Origin of the sequence: Teredinibacter franksiae, from assembly GCF_014218805.1 — a bacterium.
GTDB lineage: Bacteria > Pseudomonadota > Gammaproteobacteria > Pseudomonadales > Cellvibrionaceae > Teredinibacter > Teredinibacter franksiae.
Map to the genome: position 1 here is coordinate 2,097,341 of NZ_JACJUV010000001.1, position 20,548 is coordinate 2,117,888.

A 20,548-nucleotide genomic window follows, 5' to 3' on the forward strand; every position below is an offset into this window, starting at 1 on the left:
CCGTCCATCCCGTCATCGCCACTCCTGCCATGACGTGCATGGACGCACTAATGCAGCGGTTGCATGGATGCAATGAAGCTGCCCATGCGCCCGCGGCATACCGTCCATCCCGTCATCGCCGCTCCTGCGCATGACGTGCATGGACGCACTAATGCAGCGGTTGCATGGATGCAATGGAGCTGCCCATGCGCCCGCGGCATACCGTCCATCCCTGGACATAAAAAAAGGAACCCAATTGGGTTCCTTAAAATGAGATTATTGCGATCTCTTGTATCCAATGGGTTATTGCTAACCCGGGGTCATGGATTCTTTTACACGCAGCCGTGGAAAGTTCGGCTAATGACGTCTTGCTGCTGTTCTTTGGTTAACTTGTTAAAATTAACCGCGTAACCAGAAACACGTATCGTTAGCTGAGGATATTTCCCTGGATTCTCCATGGCATCCGTGAGCATTTCTCGGCTGAATATATTCACGTTAATGTGGTGACCAGCAGCGCCGAAGTAACCGTCGAGTAGACCAACCAAGTTGTGGATCTTGTCGTTAGCGGCATCACCCAAACCGTTGGGTACCATGCTCATGGTGTAGGAGATACCATCTTCCGCATCACAGTAAGGAAGCTTGGAAACACTCAGCAGAGAAGCTAAAGCACCGCTAGTATCGCGACCGTGCATGGGGTTTGCTCCGGGAGCGAAAGGTTCGCCAGCGCGTCGACCATCTGGGGTGTTACCTGTTTTCTTACCGTAAACAACGTTAGATGTAATAGTAAGAACCGACTGAGTGGGCTCCGCATCGCGGTAAGCAGGGGTTTCGCGCACAAGTTCCATAAAGCGGGACACAACGTCTACTGCAATCTGGTCTACACGATCGTCATTGTTGCCATACTTAGGAAAATCACCTTCAATTTCGTAATCTTCTACTAAACCACTCTCGCCAAGAACCGGCTTCACTTTGGCGTACTTCATAGCGCTGAGTGAGTCTGCAACAATCGATAAGCCCGCAATACCACACGCCAAGGTGCGATGAACATCGCGGTCATGTAAGGCCATCATCGGTGTTTCGTAGGCATACTTGTCGTGCATGAAGTGAATAATATTCAGTGCACCCACATAGGTTTTTGCTAACCAAGACATGTAGTCGTCGAAACGCGCCATTACCTTGTCGTAATCTAGGTACTCGTCGTCCAACACCTCAGCTTTAGGGCCTACCTGTAAACCAGACTTTTCATCAATACCACCGTTAATGGCGTAAAGCATCGTCTTGGCGAGGTTTGCACGGGCGCCGAAAAACTGCATTTGCTTACCGATAGGCATAGCCGATACGCAACAGGCAATACCGTAATCGTCGCTGAACCTCTCGCGCATTAGGTCGTCGTTTTCGTACTGAATAGACGATGTATCGATAGACACCTTCGCACAGTAATTTTTGAAGCCCTTTGGCAGTTTTTCAGACCAAAGCACCGTCAGATTGGGCTCTGGTGCTGGCCCCAAGTTGTAGAGGGTTTGCAGGATACGGAACGACGTTTTTGTCACCAATGAGCGTCCATCTTTACCCATACCGGCAATAGATTCGGTTACCCAGGTGGGGTCACCGGAAAACAGCTCATCATATTCTGGGGTACGCAGGAAGCGAACAAGACGTAACTTAATGACCAAGTCGTCAATCATCTCTTGGGCGTCGGCTTCGGTAATACGGCCGGCGTCGATGTCGCGCTGCATGTAGATATCAAGGAAGGTAGTGGTTCTACCAAAACTCATAGCGGCGCCATTCTGAGACTTAACCGCAGCAAGGTAAGCAAAGTAAGTCCACTGCACAGCTTCGCGTGCGCTGACGGCAGGACGGCTGATATCACAACCGTAACTGGCGGCCATTACTTTAATTTCTTCTAAGGCACGAACCTGCTCAGAGAGTTCTTCACGCAGACGAATTGTTTTCTCGTCGAGAGCCCAGCTCTCGGTTTCCACCTTTTCGGCCTTCTTGTCTTTTACCAGAAAGTCGATACCGTAGAGTGCTACACGACGGTAGTCGCCGATAATACGACCACGACCGTAGGCGTCGGGCAGACCGGTAATTACGCCCACTTTACGGCACTTCAGAATTTCGGGGGTATAAGCATCGAAAACGCCGTTGTTGTGGGTTTTACGGTATTTCGAGAACGTTTCGAGAACGGCTGGGTTCAAAGGCTTACCGTAGGTATCACAGGACGCCTGCACCATACGAATACCACCAAGGGGCACAATAGCGCGCTTGAGTGGTGCGTCGGTTTGCAAGCCAACAATCGTTTCCAGCTCCGCGTTTATATAACCGGGCTTGTGCGCGGTTACGCCTGCTGGAATATCGGCATCAATTTCTAGGGGACCACCCGCTTCCTGCTCTTTTTTCAGCAGCTCTAGCGTTTCTGCCCACAGTTGCTCTGTTCGGAAGGTTGGGCCGGAAAGAAAGGCATCATCGCCTGCATAGGGGGTATAGTTTTTCTGGATAAAGTCGCGTACGTCTACGTTTTCCTGCCAATTGCCGGGAGCAAAATTCTCCCAAGGGTTGGCCGCTGACATGTCAACGCTTTTGGCTGTTTCTTTGTTGGGAATTTCCGCTTTGATATTCATGGAAGCCTCGCTAAATCGCCTTGCCTTTTGGGCTTGGTCGATTCTTCTAAAAGTTATGCCTGAAGTACAGACGCTAAATTAAAACACTATTCCAAAAACTGTCTCTGCCTACACCTTGTGTTTCTTCGGTGGATTCAAATAATGAGCACGGGGTAACGGCTTATTTGGCAAGGAGTCGAAGAACTCACATACAGCTCGACGGGAACAATTTCCGGGAATTCGTAAGTCGATATGAACATTGTACGCCTCTTAACTCAGTAAAATTTGATACAGAACAAGTGGCGTTAGGGTACAGAGTCTTGCAATCACTTTGGTGAATACTGGTTATAAAAAACATTCCTGTATTTAATTGGACAGCTTAAAGAATGCTCTAAAAACTGCTTTTTTTGTGCAGGTGCAGCATTTTTTCGCCGCCAATATTACGCCCAGGCCCCACTAGGAGCTCACCTACCCTGTAAAAATACTAGCCTACTTTTCCGGGGGCGGGGCAACACGTAAGACTTCGGCAAGCGTGGTTTTCCCCTGCGCAATCTTCTGCGCACCCGATAAACGCAACGTACGCATACCTTCGCGCATGGCCTGCTGGCGCATAGCGAGTAAATCTACATCGTCGCGAATATAGGCCTGTACAGATTCCGAGAGGCCCAAAATCTCATAGATACCCTGACGCCCAAGATAGCCCGTATTTCGACACTCTAAACAGCCTTCAGGTTCGTATATTTTTTCTGGCTTGGCCACCTTCCACGGCTTTATCAGCATATCCCAATCGCTATTGCTAATGGTCGACTCGGTTTTACAGTGCTGGCATAAAGTGCGCACAAGACGCTGTGCCATTACCCCCAGCACCGTAGATTTAAGAAGATAACTGGGCACACCTAAGTCTAGCAGACGGGTTATAGCGGCGGAGGCGTCGTTGGTATGCAGCGTAGAAAGTACCAAATGCCCTGTAAGTGCAGCCTGTACCGCCATTTGCGCTGTTTCTCTGTCGCGAATCTCGCCCACCATAATAATATCTGGGTCCTGTCGCATAAGCGTGCGAATACCGGAGGCAAAATCGAAATCAATATTGTGCTGCACTTGGGTCTGATTAAAAGCTTCTTCCACCATTTCAATAGGGTCTTCAATGGTGGAAACATTTACCTGCTCAGTCGCCAGCGCCCGCAGAGAAGAATAGAGGGTGGTCGTCTTGCCCGAACCAGTAGGGCCCGTTACCAGTAATATGCCATGAGGCCTTTCGGTCATGCTATGCCAGCGTTTATAGTCTTCGCCCATCAAGCCCAGCTCTTCGAACGTTCGAAACAGCACATCCGGGTCGAAGATACGCATCACCATCTTTTCACCAAACGCCGTTGGTAAGGTTGATAGACGCAATTCCGCTTCCATGCCATTTGGGCGTTTGGTTTTCAGGCGTCCGTCCTGAGGCTTGCGCTTCTCTGCTACATTCATGCGCCCTAGGATTTTTAATCGACTGACAATAGCGGTGGCTACGTTTGCCGGAAATTCATAGATACTGTGCAGCACCCCATCAATGCGAAAACGCATGCGTGAAATTTCCCGGCGCGGCTCAATATGAATATCACTGGCGCGCTGATCGAAGGCATATTGCAATAACCAATCCACAATATTAACCACATGCTGGTCGTTGGCTTCGGGGTCTTTTAGCTTCCCTAGCTCTAGTAGCTGCTCAAAGTTGGTCGCACCCGACGCTTTATTACCGCCGCCATCTTCTGCACCGGATACCGATTTCGCCAGCGAATAGAACTCAACACGGTAGCGCTCAACATCCGACGGCAGCGCAAAAACCTTTTTTATCGGTTGACGAACAGTTTGCTCTAACTGTGATTCCCAATCGGAAATATACGGCTGGGTAACCGCTACGGTGACACTCTCAGCATTCATGCCCACACACAGCAGACCATGGCGCTTAGCAAACTGATACGACATCACGTCGGCCACCAACGCGACGGGCACTTTCATGGGGTCGATATGAAACTGGCTCATGCCACACTTTTCGGCCATCCACTGGGCAAGGTGTATTTCGTCGAGCGTTTTCCCCGGTGTACGTAAATCCTCCAAAGACTGCTGAGCAATATAGGAAAGTGGGTGCATCAGGGTTTGTTCGCGGGTACGGTGAGCACCCATTAACACGTTAGCGTCTTCTTTTTGGATAACACCTTCATCAACAAGGTCGAGCAAGAGGGTTCGCAGGTCTAATGCACGTTCTGGTACAAAATCAGATTTCATCACTTAGCCATTAATGATCATTTGAGAGGATTGTAGCCCTTTTTAAACCGATTCTTAAAACAGGAGTGGCTGATAACGCCATGGACATCACCTTTTACACCGTAGACGCATTCGCCGACAGACCTTTTTGCGGAAACCCTGCCGCCGTTATGGTGCTGGAAAACGGGCTAACCGAAGTACAGATGCAAGCCATCGCAGCGGAAATAAATTTATCTGAAACCGCGTTTGTGGTTGCCAGGGGTTCATCGGCAAACGAATACGGTATCCGCTGGTTCACCCCCACGGCAGAAGTAGATCTGTGCGGCCACGCCACCTTGGCATCAGCTCATGTATTATTCAAACATTACGGCGTAAAAACCCAGCGTATTATCTTTCACTCCGCCAGCGGCCCCTTGCCCACTGAAATAAACAAACAACAATTACTGGAGCTGGATTTCCCCGCCAACCCCACCAGCGTTATCGCCACTCCAGCCGCACTGGTAGAGGCGCTTGGCATTGAACCACTGCAGGTGCGTATTGGCGGCCCGCGCATGTTGGTGGTTGTAGCGTCTTCCGAAATCGTTGCCCAAGTAACGCCAAATTTCGCCAAGCTCGGCGATCTAGAGCAGCGGGGTATCTGTGTTACAGCGCCCGGTACCGACCGCCACAGTAACTACGACTTTGTCTGCCGCTACTTTGCTCCCGCTATCGGTATTCCCGAAGACCCGGTTACCGGGTCCGCTTACACAGCCCTTGTGCCATACTACGCCCAAACCCTGAATAAAATGGCATTATCCGCCCGTCAGTTGTCTGCTCGCGGTGGCGACCTCTCCCTATCTCTGGAGGGCAATCGCGTAAAGATCGCAGGAAAAGCCATAACCGTTTCCAAAGGCTGCTTTTATTTATGATCGATACCCGGCTGTTTACCCACAGGCTAAGCCAACTTATTGCCCAGCCCTCTGTGAGCTGCACCTCCCCGAAACTGGATATGAGCAATCGCGGTGTTGTCGAGCTGCTGGCCAGTTGGCTAAAACCTTTAGGCTTTCACATTGAACTAATGGACGTAGCCGAGGGCAAAGTTAACCTTATTGCCACCCTTGGTAGCGGGCCAGGCGGGCTGGTACTGTCCGGTCATACCGATACCGTACCCTGCAACCCCGAACGCTGGCAGCAGGACCCATTTGCACTTACCGAGCGCAACAACCGTTATTACGGTTTGGGCGCCACCGATATGAAAGGTTTTTTCCCGGTGGTACTCGCCGCCATAGACGGCCTTGGCGACGAGCTAAAAAAGCTCCGGCAACCACTTATTGTACTGGCGACCTCCGACGAAGAGTCGTCCATGAACGGTGCGCGTGCGCTCGCCGCCGCTGGCCGCCCGAAGGCCCGTTATGCAGTTATTGGTGAGCCCACCAACATGAAACCGATCCGTATGCACAAAGGCATAATGATGGAGGCCGTTCGCATACAAGGTCTAGCCGGGCATTCCTCAGACCCCAGCCTGGGCCACAACGCACTGGATGCCATGCACGAGGTGTTAAGTGAGCTGATTACATTCAGGCGCGACCTGAAAGCCCACTATGACAACCCCGGTTTTGCCGTAAATTTTCCAACCCTTAACTTGGGCCATATTCACGGCGGCGACAACCCCAACCGAATCTGCGGCCACTGTGAGCTGCATTTCGATTTGCGCCCACTACCAGGCATGAATATCGATGAACTGCGCGGCAACCTATTACAGCGTCTGCAGCCGGTAGCGGACAAATTCCACACGCCGCTGCAGCTCGAAAGCCTCATTGAGGGCATAGATGCCTATGAGGAGCCCCAGCAAAGCGAGCTGGTGGCGCTTGCGGAAAAGCTTACTGGCCACAAAGCCGAGTCTGTTGCGTTTGCCACGGAAGCCCCCCTTCTACAAAACCTTGGCATGCAAACACTGGTTATGGGCCCCGGTTCTATCGATCAGGCCCACCAGCCAAACGAATACATTGAAATAAACCAAATTGCGCCTGCGGTAAATATTGTGCGCTCGCTTATTCGCGATCTTTGTTTTTAACCCTATAATCCCTCATAAAATGCACTTTGGATCTCTCCCGTGACAGAACAAGCCGACCAATACATTAGCTGGTTTCGACATGCCTCGCCGTACATCAACAACCACAGGGGTAAGACCTTTGTGGTGATGCTCCCCGGCGATTGCCTAGAATCCGACAATTTCCCCAATATTATTAGCGACTTGGCACTACTGAACAGCCTCGGTGTAAAACTGGTTGTGGTGCACGGCGCGCGTAAACAAATTGAACGCCAACTGGCGATATCCGGGGTAAAACCCCAATTCCATCAAGGTGTGCGTATCACCGCACGAGAACATCTCGTCGATGTGATGAAAGCGATAGGCGAAACACGCTTCACCATTGAAGCTGCGTTTTCCTGTGGTTTACCTGAATCGCCAATGTATGGTGCCAAGATTCGTGTACGCAGTGGTAATTTCGTGACCGCGATGCCACGGGGAATTATCGACGGAGTGGATTTCCAACTCACCGGCAAAATGCGCAGCGCCGATGCCGAGGCCATAAAAAAACTCTTGGACGATAACAGTCTCGCACTAGTATCCCCGCTGGGCTATTCCCTTACCGGCGAGGCTTTTAATCTTAGCTTTGCCGACGTTGCTACCCACATCGCCACCGCTATCGGTGCCGACAAGCTTATCGCCTACAACGACGATGGCCCCATTTTCGATAAACGAAACCAGCAGTACCGAGAACTCACCCTGTTGCAGTGTGAGCGTTTCTTGGTGGAACAGCAGCATCACACCCTATCGAACACTTATTTCGCCCTGCGCGCCTGCTACAAAGCTTGTGATGGCGGCGTGGCTCGTGCCCATGTCGTGTCGGCCGGGGAAGACGGTGCTTTATTGAAGGAGCTGTATACGCGCGATGGCTCTGGCACCATGGTCTACCGCGACAGCTACGAAACCATTCGTCGTGCCCGCATAGAAGATGTGGTGGGTATTCTTAACTTGATCGAGCCACTCGAACAAAAGGGCATTTTGGTCAAACGTTCTCGCGAGCTGCTGGAAACCGAAATTGGCTTTTTCACCGTTATGGAAAAAGACAATCTGATCATTGGCTGTGCGGCCCTCTACCCCATAGCGGACTCCAACGCCGGCGAACTCGCCTGCGTCACCATCCACCGCGACTATCAAGGTGGCGGGCGGGCGGCGAAACTGCTTACCCACATTGAGCGCCACGCACTCAAACTTAAGATGAAGCGCCTGTTCGCTCTCACCACGCAAACCGCCCATTGGTTTATCGAACAGGGTTTTAGTGAAAGCCAGGTGGAACAACTTCCCGGTGAGCGTAAAGAACTATACAATTTTCAGCGCAATTCCAAAGTTCTGGAAAAATCGATCAAATCCTAATGCTAGCCGGTATCCACCGGCTAAAACCTCTCATATCTCACTCACAACCCACCCGCAACCCGCGTGCCCCCAACCGCATTTCGGCAGACTGTTCATTTTTTGCCTAAACTTCTTTAATAAACTACTGAGCTCAGTTGAGTTTCTCAATTGCATTCCAATTTAATAAGCGTAACGACTCGGCAACATCCTATGAATAATCCGCTGTTACATAACGCCGGCAACCAAGGCATGCGCCAGATCGACATCGTTAAAATCTACAGTAATAAAAAATGTCTCGTAATCGACGACTTCCCTGAAATTCGAGGCTCGCTAACGCGAATGCTGCGCACCTTTGGGGTTCCCAGTATCGATACCGCCGCTAACGGTGAAGAAGCCATTAAAGCCTGTGGCCACAAGAAATACGACGTGGTTTTATGTGATTACAACTTGGGCGCAGGCAAAGACGGTCAGCAAATTTTAGAAGAGGTTCGCTACCTGCGTGTGCTCCTCATGACCAGCCTGTTTGTGATGATTACTGGCGAATCTTCCCGCGAAATGGTGCTTGGCGCACTTGAATGCCAGCCCGACGACTACATCACCAAACCTTACACCCAGCAATCGTTACAAGTTCGGCTAAACAAAGCCATTGTGCGCCACGAAACACTGTTACCGATCAAAAAGTTTATTTCAGAAGGCAATTATCAAGCGGCTTTAGATACTTGTAATGAGTTAATTACCCAGGGGCACCGCTACGCTTCCGACTGTCTAAAAATGAAGGGCCAATTGCATTTTTTGCTTAAGCAATTGAAAGAGGCGAAAGACATGTACGAAAGCGTACTATCGAAAAAGCCGGTTATATGGGCCAAGCTCGGCCTAGGTAAAACCCAACTGGAACTGGGAAACTTCGATGCTGCGGAACAAGTACTCAAAAGCGTAATCGCCGAAGACGACCGTTATATTGAAGCCCACGACATCCTCTCAGACGTTTATTCTAAGCGCAAAGACATGAATCTAGCGCAGCAGTCCACCGAGAATGCCACCCGTATATCACCCAAATCAGTCTTGCGGCATCGAAAGCTCGCCAAGCTTGCCGAATATAACCACGACGACGACACCGCAATTAAATCTCACCAGCACTCGATCAAATGGGGGATGAATTCCTGCCATGAATCCGAGCAGGATTACTTCAATTACGCCCGCAAAGTGTCCGAGGTAATCAAAGGCGATGAATCAACAGACGCTAAGATGCTCGGACGTCAGGCCATGAATATGCTCGACCGCGCACGTAAACGTTACTCTGATAAACCCGAAGTAATGGTGCAGGCACAAATGGTAGAAACCCAGGTACAAGTTGGCTTGGGTGATGAGAAAAAAGCCCAGGCAAGCGCCACTAAAGCTAAATCCATGTACAACGACCTAGCCGCACCACCCGTAGCAACCACAATGGAGTTCGCGCGCAGTATGCAGGCGATGAACGAAGACAAAGCGGCCAAAGAATTACTGACCCATTTAGCTGCTCGACACGAACACGACGAAGACATTATGCAGCTCATCGATGGCATCAGCGCCGAACCTATCAGTGACGGCGGTAAGCTTGTGGCCGCAAAGCTCACCAAAGAAGGCATCAGCTCGTACGAAACCAAGTCGTTCTCAACCGCCATTGATGTATTTATTGAAGCCCTCGCCACCTACCCCAAACACAGCGGTCTTAACCTCAATTTAGTGCAGGCCATAATCGCCGATACTGAAGCAAGTGGCTTTAAAGAAAAATACGAAAAGCTCTGTCGTCGCAGTATGCGAGCCATTGGAGATATCGGCCCCGATAACAAACAGTACAAACGTTACAGCTTCCTACGCAAACAACTCGAAAAACACTACCCTGAGGCCATTAGTTAAGGCTCGCCGATTCTGCTATTCTTCGCGATCTTGAATTACTGGCTAGTCGAGGAAGAGTAACATGCCGCAATATCGCTCCAAAACCACAACTGAAGGCCGTAATATGGCCGGCGCCCGCGCACTCTGGCGCGCAACGGGCATGAAAGACGACGACTTTCAAAAGCCCATAATTGCCGTGGTTAATTCCTTTACCCAATTTGTACCAGGCCATGTCCATTTAAAAGATATGGGCCAACTGGTTGCTCGGCAAATTGAAAAAGCCGGTGGTGTCGCCAAAGAGTTCAATACTATTGCCGTAGACGACGGTATTGCCATGGGCCACGACGGTATGCTCTACAGCCTACCCAGCCGTGACATCATTGCCGATTCCGTAGAGTACATGGTCAACGCCCATTGCGCCGACGCCATGGTGTGTATATCCAATTGCGACAAAATCACACCGGGCATGCTAATGGCGGCCATGCGCTTAAACATTCCCGTGGTATTTGTTTCTGGCGGCCCAATGGAAGCCGGTAAAACCAAACTCTCTGAACACGGTCTCGATCTAGTCGACGCTATGGTAATCGCTGCCGATGACAGCGCTTCGGACGAAACCGTAGCCGAAATAGAACGCAGCGCCTGCCCAACCTGTGGGTCCTGTTCCGGTATGTTTACCGCCAACTCCATGAACTGCTTAACCGAGGTACTCGGCCTCAGCCTCCCCGGTAATGGCACCATGCTGGCTACTCACGCCGACCGCAGGCAATTGTTCGAACGCGCCGGTGAATTAATTGTGGAAATCACCCGCGACTACTACGAAAACGACAATACCGACGTACTACCGCGCAGCATTGGCAGTAAAGCCGCCTTCGAAAATGCGATAGCCCTCGACATTGCCATGGGCGGCTCAACCAACACCATTCTCCACCTGTTGGCCATTGCCCAGGAAGCCGAAGTCGATTTCGATTTACACGATATCGATCGCCAGAGCCGGGTAATTCCTCAGCTCTGCAAAGTAGCGCCGAACACACCGAAATATCACGTAGAAGACGTGCACCGTGCCGGTGGCATAATGGCGATTCTAGGCGAATTGATGCGTGCCGAATTACTCGACACGAGCGTACCCACAGTACATGCAAAAACCCTAGGCGAAGCCATAGCAACGTGGGATATTAAATCTACAAATGACGCCAAAGTGAATAAATTTTACTCTGCTGGCCCCGCAGGTATTCCAACTCAAACTGCGTTTAGCCAAAGCACTCGCTGGCCAACACTAGACGGCGACAGAGCCGACGGTTGTATTCGCGATTTAAAACATGCATTTAGCAACGAAGGCGGCCTTGCGGTTTTGTTTGGCAATATTGCTGAAAAAGGCTGCGTAGTGAAAACCGCCGGTGTAGACGAGTCTATTCTGGTCTTTGAAGGCCCAGCGCATATCACCGAGTCCCAAGACGAAGCCGTACAAAATATTCTCGACGGCAAAGTGAAGGAAGGCGATGTGGTTATTGTGCGCTACGAAGGCCCCAAGGGCGGCCCAGGTATGCAGGAAATGCTTTATCCAACCTCCTACATAAAATCCAAAGGCTTAGGTAAATCCTGCGCACTGCTTACCGATGGCCGCTTTTCCGGCGGCACCTCCGGGCTATCTATAGGGCATGTATCACCCGAAGCGGCCGCCGGTGGCGCAATCGGTTTAATTGAAAACGGTGACCTGATTCATATCGATATACCCAACCGCACAATTGACGTGAAGCTCAGCGAAGAAGTGTTAGCGGCACGCCGTAACGATCGTGACGCAAAGGGCTGGAAACCCGCCGTAAAACGCCCACGGAAAGTGTCTGCAGCGCTCAGAGCCTACGCATTGCTGGCAACCAGTGCCGACATGGGTGCGGTTCGGGACCTGTCAAAACTACCCGAGTAAACCGTAAAAATCTCGCACTAAAAACCCGGCACAAGCACATGCCGGGTTTTTTACGCCAACACCTTTTTAATCGATTCAATTTCGTCCAGATGGTCGCTCACAATACAAAGTGAACCCTGTTCATTTAATGCATTAAACGGCGGCGTTAATTTTTTGTAGGAAGGAATTTCAGTTATCGGTGGTAAATTATTCCTCGGGTTAATGAGTTTTACCGTGGCATACAAACCAAGATTAACCAAGTCCAAAGTATTCAACTCACCCGCCGACGTATTTTTCCAGCGACCACAAAATTTCAATACATCAATAAATTCACGTTCTATTTCCCATTTACTCAAAAGAATTGCGCCAAATCCTTTACTGTATTCTCTACACAGCTGATAAAAAGTTTTGCTGTCTGGGAATTCACGTCCTTCCTTAAGCGCACTTAAAATTCCCAACGTACCCACTTCGCTTAGCAAAGCCGCCAGCATCACCTGTTCCGGCACACCTTTTTTTATTTTTAACGAAAGAAAACTACTAACACCGGATTTTATCATTAACCGCTGCCATATTTGCTGATACATTTTAGTGACATTGGCGCTGCGAAGAATAAACAAACTTTTTACCGAATGCGCCATTGCAAGACTAGAAACCCGCGGCAGCCCTAGCAAAGAGATAACCGCCGCAAGGGTGGTCGGTGGTGAAGACTGCGCATACAGAGGGCTAGAAACGGTAGCCATTAACAGCGCACTAAATGCCGGGTCTTTGGAACATATGACCGCAAGGCGCTCACTGGTAACCCGCTCATCGTTTAACGCAGTGCGAATATTCAGCGTAACAGCTGGCAGCGAGGGCAACTGCTCGGGGTCGAGCATGACCTTCTGTACCAGAGATTTATATACGCTGTAAGACTCATGCATGGATAGTAGCCGAAACACAGATACTTACAGTCTAGTTGGGTTTTCGGCACTCAAGGGCAGCCCTAGAAACCTAATCTACCGCCGATCCAGTCGCTAGTGGTACGACCGATAATGAAGCTTTAAATGAACTCATTCAGTTTAACGGCCCACGCACATAGGATTACAGCGAGTGATTGGAACTTTTGCGGGCAGTAAAAGATGAAAATACAGAAAATACATTGAAACATGAGTGCAGCAAATTGGCGTAATTCAGGAGCAATTACCGAGGACACAATTTTTGCCGTACATCCTGTCATCGCCGCTCTTGCCATGACGTGCATGGACGCACTAATGCAGCGTTTGCATGGATGCAATGGAGCTGCCCATGCGCCCGCGGCATACGTACATCCTGTCATCGCCGCTCTTGCGCATGACGTGCATGGACGCACTAATGCAGCGTTTGCATGGATGCAATGGAGCTGCTCATGCGCCCGCGGCATACGTACATCCTGTCATCGCCGCTCTTGCGCATGACGTGCATGGACGCACTAATGCAGCGTTTGCATGGATGCAATGGAGCTGCCCATGCGCCCGCGGCATACGTACATCCTGTCATCGCCGCTCTTGCGCATCCATGCGCCCGCGGCATACGTACATCCTGTACATAAAAAAAGGGGCTTATTAGCCCCTTTTTGCGATTGAAAACAACTAACGATTAGCTTGCAGCTAACTGCTCTGCTCTTGCCTGTTCACGCTCTACGTGTTTTATCCAGCGTAAAGCAAATCGTTGAGTTTTTTCGTACTTTGCGGCTTTCTTTAGGTACTTAATAGAATCGTCGAAGTTTTTAAGCTCGAAATACGCAATACCGATATTCAAATTAATTTCACCAGGGCGCTTAAGCTCGCCCTTTTTAATCGCGTCTCTACCGGCCTTAATCGCACTCTTACTGTCATCGACATCAAGGTAAAGCCCCATCAGCACACCGTAAAGGTCTCCTTTTTTGGAAAGCTTTGCAGCTTCTGTCATATAAGGAATCGCTTTTTTCTTTTCCTGAGACATGCCCCAGGCTTTCGCCAGAGTTTCGAGGTTCTTCTCGCTACGCTTGATGACCTTACCTTTAATGCCTTTATCGAGGATTTTGGCTGCGCGGTAAGGGTAGTCGCTCTGAATCATTAAGTAAGAAAGGTTCAGTAACTGCTGCTCCTTAGCCAAGCCACCCATGATGTAGGTAGAGTCGAGAATAGCGAGCTGGCTTTTCTCTTTTTCCAACATCCCGTAAACACTACCCATTTGCTGGTAGTACGAGTGCTTAGGGTAGTGGCGTACAAGCTTCACCAAAACCGGTAAGGAAGATTTGTAATCTTCTTTTTCTAGGTAGAGTGCACGCTCTAGGCTGTACCACGCCTCTTTTGCGACTTTCCCTTTATCCTCAACCATTTTCACTGCGGTCTTAATGGACTTCAATGCACAGTTTTTGTCGTCCATTTGATAGCAGATACTGGCGCGAAGGTTATAAACGTCTGCACCGATGGTTTCAGATAACTTCATCCACTGGTCAAGTCGCTTTAACGCATTGCTGTAACGTTCCTGAGAAAACTCAAGCTGAACCAAGGTATACATAACCTGAAGTTCAAGACCCCAAGGAATATGGGGTGCCTGATTAACAACAAGCTCGTAATATTTAATTGAGTTGTTGTAGTCCTCAACCGAGTAGTAGATCCAACCAAAGTAGTTATAGATCTGAGCCTTCTCGTACTCGTTACACTTATCAGCACCGCAATCCTTCTCCATTTTCTTCAGTGCTTTAATAGCGCCTTGAAAATCTGGCTTCCTTTTTTCCTCTTCTGGAGGAGAAGCCAAGTCGGAAATTTTACCGAGCTTTTTAAAGAATGATTCACTGATACCCGGCAACTTGCGCTTGGCTCTTTTGCTTTGTGCATTGGCATCTTCAACCAGCTGGCTGTCAAAACCTACCGATTCAAATGCTTTATCAACAGCAACCGGCATTACAAAAGCGGCAGCCAGACTCAGCAGTAATACGCCTCCAAACTTATTTATGGAGTTGGCAAATTGTAATTTCATTGTGCTCTCCCCCATTACTGGTCTTGTTGCATCTGGAAAGTGAACTTATTGCGTACACCCGGTACTTCAATAGGCTCGCCGTCGATGACTTTGGGCTTATATTTAAATTTCTTTGCCGCCTTAACGGAAGAACTGGCAAAGACGCTTTGCGGGCAATCCACAACGGTAATGTCGCGAGTTTCACCGGTAACCGTTACCGTATACTGCACAGTACAGTAGCCTTCCAAACCTCGATTAGCCGCTCGTGCAGGGTACTTAGGTGCAACCTTTACGATTGGCAGGTAGTCACCGTCACTAGAGAATCCCCCAATACCCGCAATTTGAATACCTGTATCGATCTGCGGAGCAAAAGAAATCTCAGCCTCGATATCGGGTGTTTCATACTCAGGCTCAGGTAAGTCGGGTGGTGGTTCTTCCGGCTCGTCGGGCTTGTCTGGCTTGCGCGTATCGTATTCAGTGGAAATTTCACGATCGGGCATTACGATTTCTGGAATCTTGAATTCCGTTGTTTCTTGCCGCTCCGTCATGTTGCGAAGAATCAGGAAGTGCATCAACAGCAACAAACCAAGAGTGACAAGTGCCGCCGGAGCCAGTGATGATAATAATCTTGCTATGCTCATAGGAAACCTACTTGTTCTCCGCGGAAATTGACACATCGGCCACGCCAGCTTCGCGAGCCCTCTGGGCAACTTCTGTGAGTGTCTTGATGTTGGAGTCGCTGTCTGCCTGGATCACAACGGCACCTTTAGGGTTTTCCGCCAACAAGAGCTGAATCTGGGTTTTCACCTGACGCGGATCAATTTCGTTTTTATTGATCCAGATTTCATTATCAGCATTGATCGCCACCAGGATGTTGGCGTTCTTCTTAATCAGGGCGGTAGTTGCGTCCGGACGATTCACCTGAATACCGGGCTCTTTAATAAATGACGCAGTTACGATGAAGAAGATCAACATGATAAATACCACGTCGAGCATAGGGGTTAAATCAATCGCCCCCGTTTCCTCTTCTGCTTTCTTTTTCCTGCTCATGGCTTCTCTCTTAAATCAGGCCAAAAATGTGATGCTACCTTAGTGGTCCATCGTCAATTGGTCTTCGAGCAAATGATTCTCACGCTCTGCGATACGATTAACCAGAGTTGTCCCGAATACACCGGACAGTGCTGCCACCATGCCTGCCATAGTTGGGATGGTTGCTTGGGATACACCCGATGCCATAGATTTGGCATCACCACCACCGGTTACGGCAAGTACGTTAAACACTTCGATCATACCCGTTACCGTACCCAACAGCCCCAACAGAGGACAAAGGGAAACCATGGTACCGAGAACATCGAGGTTCTGGTTAATTTTAGCTGATGCGCGTGAAATCAATGCAGTACGAATCTGACGTGAATTCCAGGAATTGCGCTCGGGGCGCGCTTCCCAGGTATCAATAGTAAAGCTCTTCATTTTGTTTAAAGAACCTTTGTAAAACCAGAGACGTTCGAAGATTAAAGTCCACATGGCGAACGCCAGTATGGCAATCCAATACAGTATGGGACCACCCGACGCCACAAAGGCTTTAATGGCTGCTAACGCTTCCATCAATGCCAGCATGTCTATCTCCTCAATATAAATCAGTATTTAGGCGGTGACTGAGTAACTCACATCACCGCCGTAACTTAGGTTGATTACTTACGCTCTGACTTTTCGGCAATCAGACCAGCACTTTCTTCTTCAAGAACATGAATAATGCGCTTGGCCTTACCGTTAAGGAAGGTATGTAGCAGTACAGTTGGAATAGCAACAACCAGACCGAGTACAGTGGTTACCAGTGCACCAGAAATACCGCCGGCCATCGCCTTAGGATCACCAGCACCGTATATGGTAATAGCCTGGAAGGTAACAATCATACCGGTAACCGTACCCAATAGACCCAACAGCGGAGCAACCATAGAGATGATTTTCAGTATATTGAGACCAGACTCGATAGGTGGAATCTCTCTCAAAATAGCTTCTTCCAGCTTCAGTTCCAGTGTTTCGGTATCGGCTTTCGGGTTGTCGGCATTCACTTTCAACACACGACCCAGAGGGTTGTTGTCGTTAGGTGTGTCAGTCTTCAGCTGGCGATTAACTTTAGAGCTGAGGCCACTCAATGCAAAGAAGCGGAACAACGCAAGCAGCAATGCAAACGCACCAACACCACTAATGATATAACCGACCAGTCGACCCTGATGCCAGCGCTCTGGGATAGACGGGGTGTTAATAAGAGCAGACATCAAAGTACCACCAGACGGGCCAGTTGGATCGACACCGACTTTGGTGAAGCCACTAGTGCCAGTTGCACTTTGTAGGCTTGCTGCAGCAGCTTGTCGCTTGCTACTTGGCTGGCGAGGCAGCTCGTTCAAGCTACCACTACCCTCATCGTAAGTCAGATATTTACCATCTGAAACGAGGTTGTAGTTACCCACACGCACAACTTCTCGCTCGCTCTTACCACCAGCAGGGTCAGCAACTGTAGCCGTAAAACTAACGACCTTACCCGATTCAGTTGTTTCACGCTGAAGTTCGAACCACAGGCGCTCAATTTCTTCAATCGATGGCAACTTAGTTTCGCTGTTCATCTTCTCGATGAGTTCGTTAACAAAGTCAGTACGGTTTGGCATTTGAGCCGAAACGATAGACGTATCGATAGCTGCACGCAGGTCGCCAGCAGTAGAAGTGAGGTGACCGAAGAGCTCTTTCAAAGAACCCAGACGCTCATCTAACTGGAGGCGCTTGGCCTGAACCAGTACTTCCTGTTCTTTGTATTGATTTTCCAGTCGCTCGGAACGTTTTTCTTCAGAAACCTTAGTCGCTTCTGCTTGCTTCAGCAGGTTAGCCTGATTGCTCTTCTGCTTCTTGAACTGAGTTTCGCGCTGGCGATGCTCTTTAGTTTCGGAGATCTTAGAGCTCTTAACCATTTGCAGCAACTCTTCGAGAGAAGCCGCTTTGTCTTTCTGAGCATACACACTGCCCGAAAGCACTAAGGCACCAGCAGCGGTAAAAGCTAAAAGAGTTTGTTTAAAGTTCATTTTCATCGTGCTGCCTCCGGAGCCAGAATCGGCAACTCTAATACGTCGATAGCAGCTTGCTTCTTCGCAATACGGATACCCTTAAGAATTGAGGCGCGGTATTCACCCGCTTCCAGTTCAACAAATGCCTGCTGTGTTTTGTCCCAAGCGCCTGAGAGTTTGGTATCAGTGGTTTGATACATTAGCGCAATACGGCCAATAGCCAGCATGTTTACCTGACGCTCCTGACCACCGACGTTGAGCGAATCAACATAGGTGTCCACTTTACGTCCGTATTCAGCTTCGATGTTGTAGGCTTCCAATACTTGGCGAAACTTCTCTGCAACAGAGATATCAGCACGGTCCTGGTTAGCACGGAGCTTCGCTACGCGCATACGGCGCTCTTCCTGGTGGAAAGGCACGTCCAGATCGACAAACTGCTCCAGACCGTCCAGCATGCGCAGGATTAAGGGCTGAATTTGACGTTCGATGACTGTCACTTGGTCAATGGAGTTTTCCAGGTCGTCAATCACCTTACGTTGGTTAGCCAACTGTTTCTCCAGCTGAGTGTTATAAACACGCAAGCCATCGATTTCTTTGTTAACCACCTTGAACTTCTGTAACAGACTGGAAGTGTCTGACTGAAGTTTGTCGATGCGTTTCTGAGATTGCTGACCAGCAGTAGTCTTACTTTGACTAACTTGCATGATCGAATCTAGGGTTTTATCTGCATGGGCTACGCCAACCAGGAGCGCTCCAGCAGAAAGAACTGTGGTTAGTGCCACAGCTTTGATTCGCTGCTTCTTCATAATTCCCTCATCTCGGGTACGTACGGTAAAAAGATTGCGACCGGATTAAACATACAAAAAATGCTTTTATCCAGAAAGTTTTAAATAAAAAGGTTAGATACTTGGTGATCATCAAAGTTGCGCATTTTAATAAGACCACTCCTAAACATACAAACACAAAAAAAAACGCACAAATTCGGACCAACAATCCATAACGAAAGGTAACACCAAAAACTGTAACCACCCGAAACAGGTAACACTTCGGTAACACAAGTACAGAATTTGCTCGCTAGACAGCTACTTGTTGAATTCCGTATAGCCTCAATACACAAGGATACCCGTTATTCTAGCAACTACTGACGACGTTCGAGTGTAATAAAGGAATAATCGAAAGGATTTCGCTCATCTCGCTGGAAATTCTCTCGTTTCAGCTCCTGCCATTCACTTCTATCGAACTCTGGGAAATAGGCATCCCCCAGGACTTCTGCATGAACTTCTGTCAGGTACAGTCTGTGTGCACACGGCAATGTTTGGCGGTAAAACTCAGCTCCACCTATCACCATCACAGTGCTCACCCCTGCGCCCTCGGCTTCTTTTCGGCCGATTTCAATAGCTTCTTCCAGCGAATGGGCGACCAATACGCCTTCCCTCACCCAATCGGGGTTTCGGGTAACAACAATATTGGCACGACCCGGTAGCGGTTTCCCTATCGAATCATAGGTATTCCGCCCCATCACCACCGGATGACCGAGGGTGATGCGCTTGAAGTGCTTTAAATCTTCCGGCAAATACCAGGGCAATTCATTATCGCGGCCAATTGTGCCATTTTCAGCGACAGCTACCACTATAGCTAGATCAATTGAATTCATGTTTTTCTCACACACGACATCGATTTATGGTTTTTTAAACGGAAATAGGGGCAGCAATATGAGCATGAGCCTCATAACCCTGCAATTCAAAATCTTCAAAGCGAAAATCGAACAGATCCTTGACCTTGGGGTTAATCATCATTTTGGGCAGCGGCAATGGCTTGCGCTGCAGCTGCGTTTCCACTTGTTCCAAATGATTAAGGTACAGGTGTGCATCGCCAAAAGTGTGCACAAATTCGCCAGGCTCCAAATTACACACCTGTGCAATCATCATGGTCAACAGCGCGTAGGATGCAATATTAAAAGGCACCCCCAAGAATATATCGGCACTGCGCTGGTAAAGCTGACACGATAGCTTTCCATCCAGCACATAGAACTGGAAGAGCGTATGGCAGGGCGGTAGCGCCTGTTTGCCATTGCTTGCGTTTTGCTGTGGAGAAACACCTTCGTCAGGCAGTAGCGCTGGGTTCCAAGCCGAAACAATCAAACGCCGAGAATCCGGCTTATTTTTAATCATCTGCAGCAGCTCAGCTATTTGATCAATAGCTCCGCCGTCTGTGGCAGGCCACGAACGCCACTGAGCACCGTATACCGGGCCGAGCTCACCCTCATCTGTCGCCCAAGCATCCCAAATTTTCACCCCGTTTTCATTCAGGTAGCGGGTATTGGTTTCACCCTTTAAAAACCACAGCAACTCGTGAATGATTGACTTCAAATGGCATTTTTTTGTCGTCACCAGCGGAAAGCCCTCGGCGAGGTCAAAACGCATCTGATAACCAAAGACACTCACAGTGCCAGTACCGGTTCTATCTTCTTTGCGCACGCCGCTGTCGCGCACGTGCCTCATCAAATCGAGATATTGCTGCACAAAACAACCTCTTA

Annotated in this window: 16 protein-coding genes; 5 read left to right on the top strand and 11 right to left on the bottom strand. The window is 49.3% G+C overall.

Annotated elements, in window-relative coordinates:
• Positions 1–311: 311 nt before the first annotated feature.
• Both pflB and tfpB read right to left on the bottom strand, forming a co-directional pair.
• Positions 312–2,600: a formate C-acetyltransferase gene (gene pflB, locus H5336_RS08635; protein ID WP_185233316.1), complete on the bottom strand. Its 2,289-nt coding sequence runs from the start codon at positions 2,598–2,600 to the stop codon at positions 312–314.
• Positions 2,601–3,068: 468 nt separating this feature from the next.
• Positions 3,069–4,844 (bottom strand): type IV pilus assembly ATPase TfpB, encoded by a 1,776-nt coding sequence (tfpB, locus tag H5336_RS08640; protein ID WP_185233318.1) that lies wholly within the window; start codon positions 4,842–4,844, stop codon positions 3,069–3,071.
• Positions 4,845–4,924: 80 nt separating this feature from the next.
• Between tfpB and H5336_RS08645 the strand changes: the two genes are divergently transcribed.
• The 5 genes from H5336_RS08645 to ilvD all read left to right on the top strand — a co-directional run bounded on the left by H5336_RS08645 (position 4,925) and on the right by ilvD (position 12,016).
• Positions 4,925–5,731, top strand: coding sequence for a PhzF family protein (locus H5336_RS08645; protein WP_185233320.1), 807 nt, complete (start codon positions 4,925–4,927; stop codon positions 5,729–5,731).
• Positions 5,728–6,876: an acetylornithine deacetylase gene (argE, locus tag H5336_RS08650; protein ID WP_185233322.1), complete on the top strand. Its 1,149-nt coding sequence runs from the start codon at positions 5,728–5,730 to the stop codon at positions 6,874–6,876. The genes H5336_RS08645 and argE overlap by 4 nt, the downstream gene beginning before the upstream one ends.
• 39 nt (positions 6,877–6,915) lie before the next feature.
• Entirely contained in the window at positions 6,916–8,241 is a 1,326-nt protein-coding gene (gene argA / locus H5336_RS08655) for an amino-acid N-acetyltransferase (protein ID WP_185233324.1), read from the top strand.
• 189 nt (positions 8,242–8,430) lie between these two features.
• Positions 8,431–10,116, top strand: a complete 1,686-nt coding sequence (locus tag H5336_RS08660; RefSeq protein ID WP_185233326.1) for a response regulator — start codon at positions 8,431–8,433, stop codon at positions 10,114–10,116.
• A gap of 61 nt (positions 10,117–10,177) precedes the next feature.
• Positions 10,178–12,016, top strand: a complete 1,839-nt coding sequence (gene ilvD / locus H5336_RS08665) for a dihydroxy-acid dehydratase (protein ID WP_185233328.1) — start codon at positions 10,178–10,180, stop codon at positions 12,014–12,016.
• 50 nt (positions 12,017–12,066) lie between these two features.
• Here the strand turns inward: ilvD and H5336_RS08670 are convergent, their stop codons facing one another.
• The 9 genes from H5336_RS08670 to H5336_RS08710 form a co-directional block, all read right to left on the bottom strand.
• On the bottom strand, positions 12,067–12,915 hold the full coding sequence (locus tag H5336_RS08670) for an HDOD domain-containing protein (protein ID WP_185233330.1): 849 nt from the start codon (positions 12,913–12,915) through the stop codon (positions 12,067–12,069).
• Between the two features lie 694 nt (positions 12,916–13,609).
• Positions 13,610–14,977 carry a tetratricopeptide repeat protein gene (locus H5336_RS08675; protein WP_185233332.1) on the bottom strand — a complete coding sequence of 456 codons (1,368 nt, stop codon included), beginning with the start codon at positions 14,975–14,977 and terminating at the stop codon, positions 13,610–13,612.
• Between the two features lie 14 nt (positions 14,978–14,991).
• Positions 14,992–15,597 carry an energy transducer TonB gene (locus tag H5336_RS08680; protein ID WP_185233334.1) on the bottom strand — a complete coding sequence of 202 codons (606 nt, stop codon included), beginning with the start codon at positions 15,595–15,597 and terminating at the stop codon, positions 14,992–14,994.
• A 7-nt stretch (positions 15,598–15,604) separates the two neighbouring features.
• On the bottom strand, positions 15,605–16,006 hold the full coding sequence (locus tag H5336_RS08685; protein ID WP_185233336.1) for an ExbD/TolR family protein: 402 nt from the start codon (positions 16,004–16,006) through the stop codon (positions 15,605–15,607).
• 39 nt (positions 16,007–16,045) lie between these two features.
• The gene (locus tag H5336_RS08690; RefSeq protein WP_185233338.1) at positions 16,046–16,573 is read right to left on the bottom strand and encodes a MotA/TolQ/ExbB proton channel family protein; all 528 of its coding nucleotides are present in this window, start codon (positions 16,571–16,573) and stop codon (positions 16,046–16,048) included.
• Between the two features lie 74 nt (positions 16,574–16,647).
• The gene (locus H5336_RS08695; RefSeq protein WP_185233340.1) at positions 16,648–18,036 is read right to left on the bottom strand and encodes a MotA/TolQ/ExbB proton channel family protein; all 1,389 of its coding nucleotides are present in this window, start codon (positions 18,034–18,036) and stop codon (positions 16,648–16,650) included.
• Complete coding sequence (locus H5336_RS08700) at positions 18,033–18,818, bottom strand: DUF3450 domain-containing protein (RefSeq protein WP_185233342.1); 786 nt, start codon at positions 18,816–18,818, stop codon at positions 18,033–18,035. The genes H5336_RS08695 and H5336_RS08700 overlap by 4 nt, the downstream gene beginning before the upstream one ends.
• A gap of 332 nt (positions 18,819–19,150) precedes the next feature.
• Positions 19,151–19,666, bottom strand: coding sequence for a dihydrofolate reductase (locus H5336_RS08705; protein ID WP_185233344.1), 516 nt, complete (start codon positions 19,664–19,666; stop codon positions 19,151–19,153).
• Positions 19,667–19,700: 34 nt separating this feature from the next.
• Positions 19,701–20,534 (bottom strand): thymidylate synthase, encoded by an 834-nt coding sequence (locus H5336_RS08710; protein ID WP_185233346.1) that lies wholly within the window; start codon positions 20,532–20,534, stop codon positions 19,701–19,703.
• Positions 20,535–20,548 lie beyond the last annotated feature (14 nt).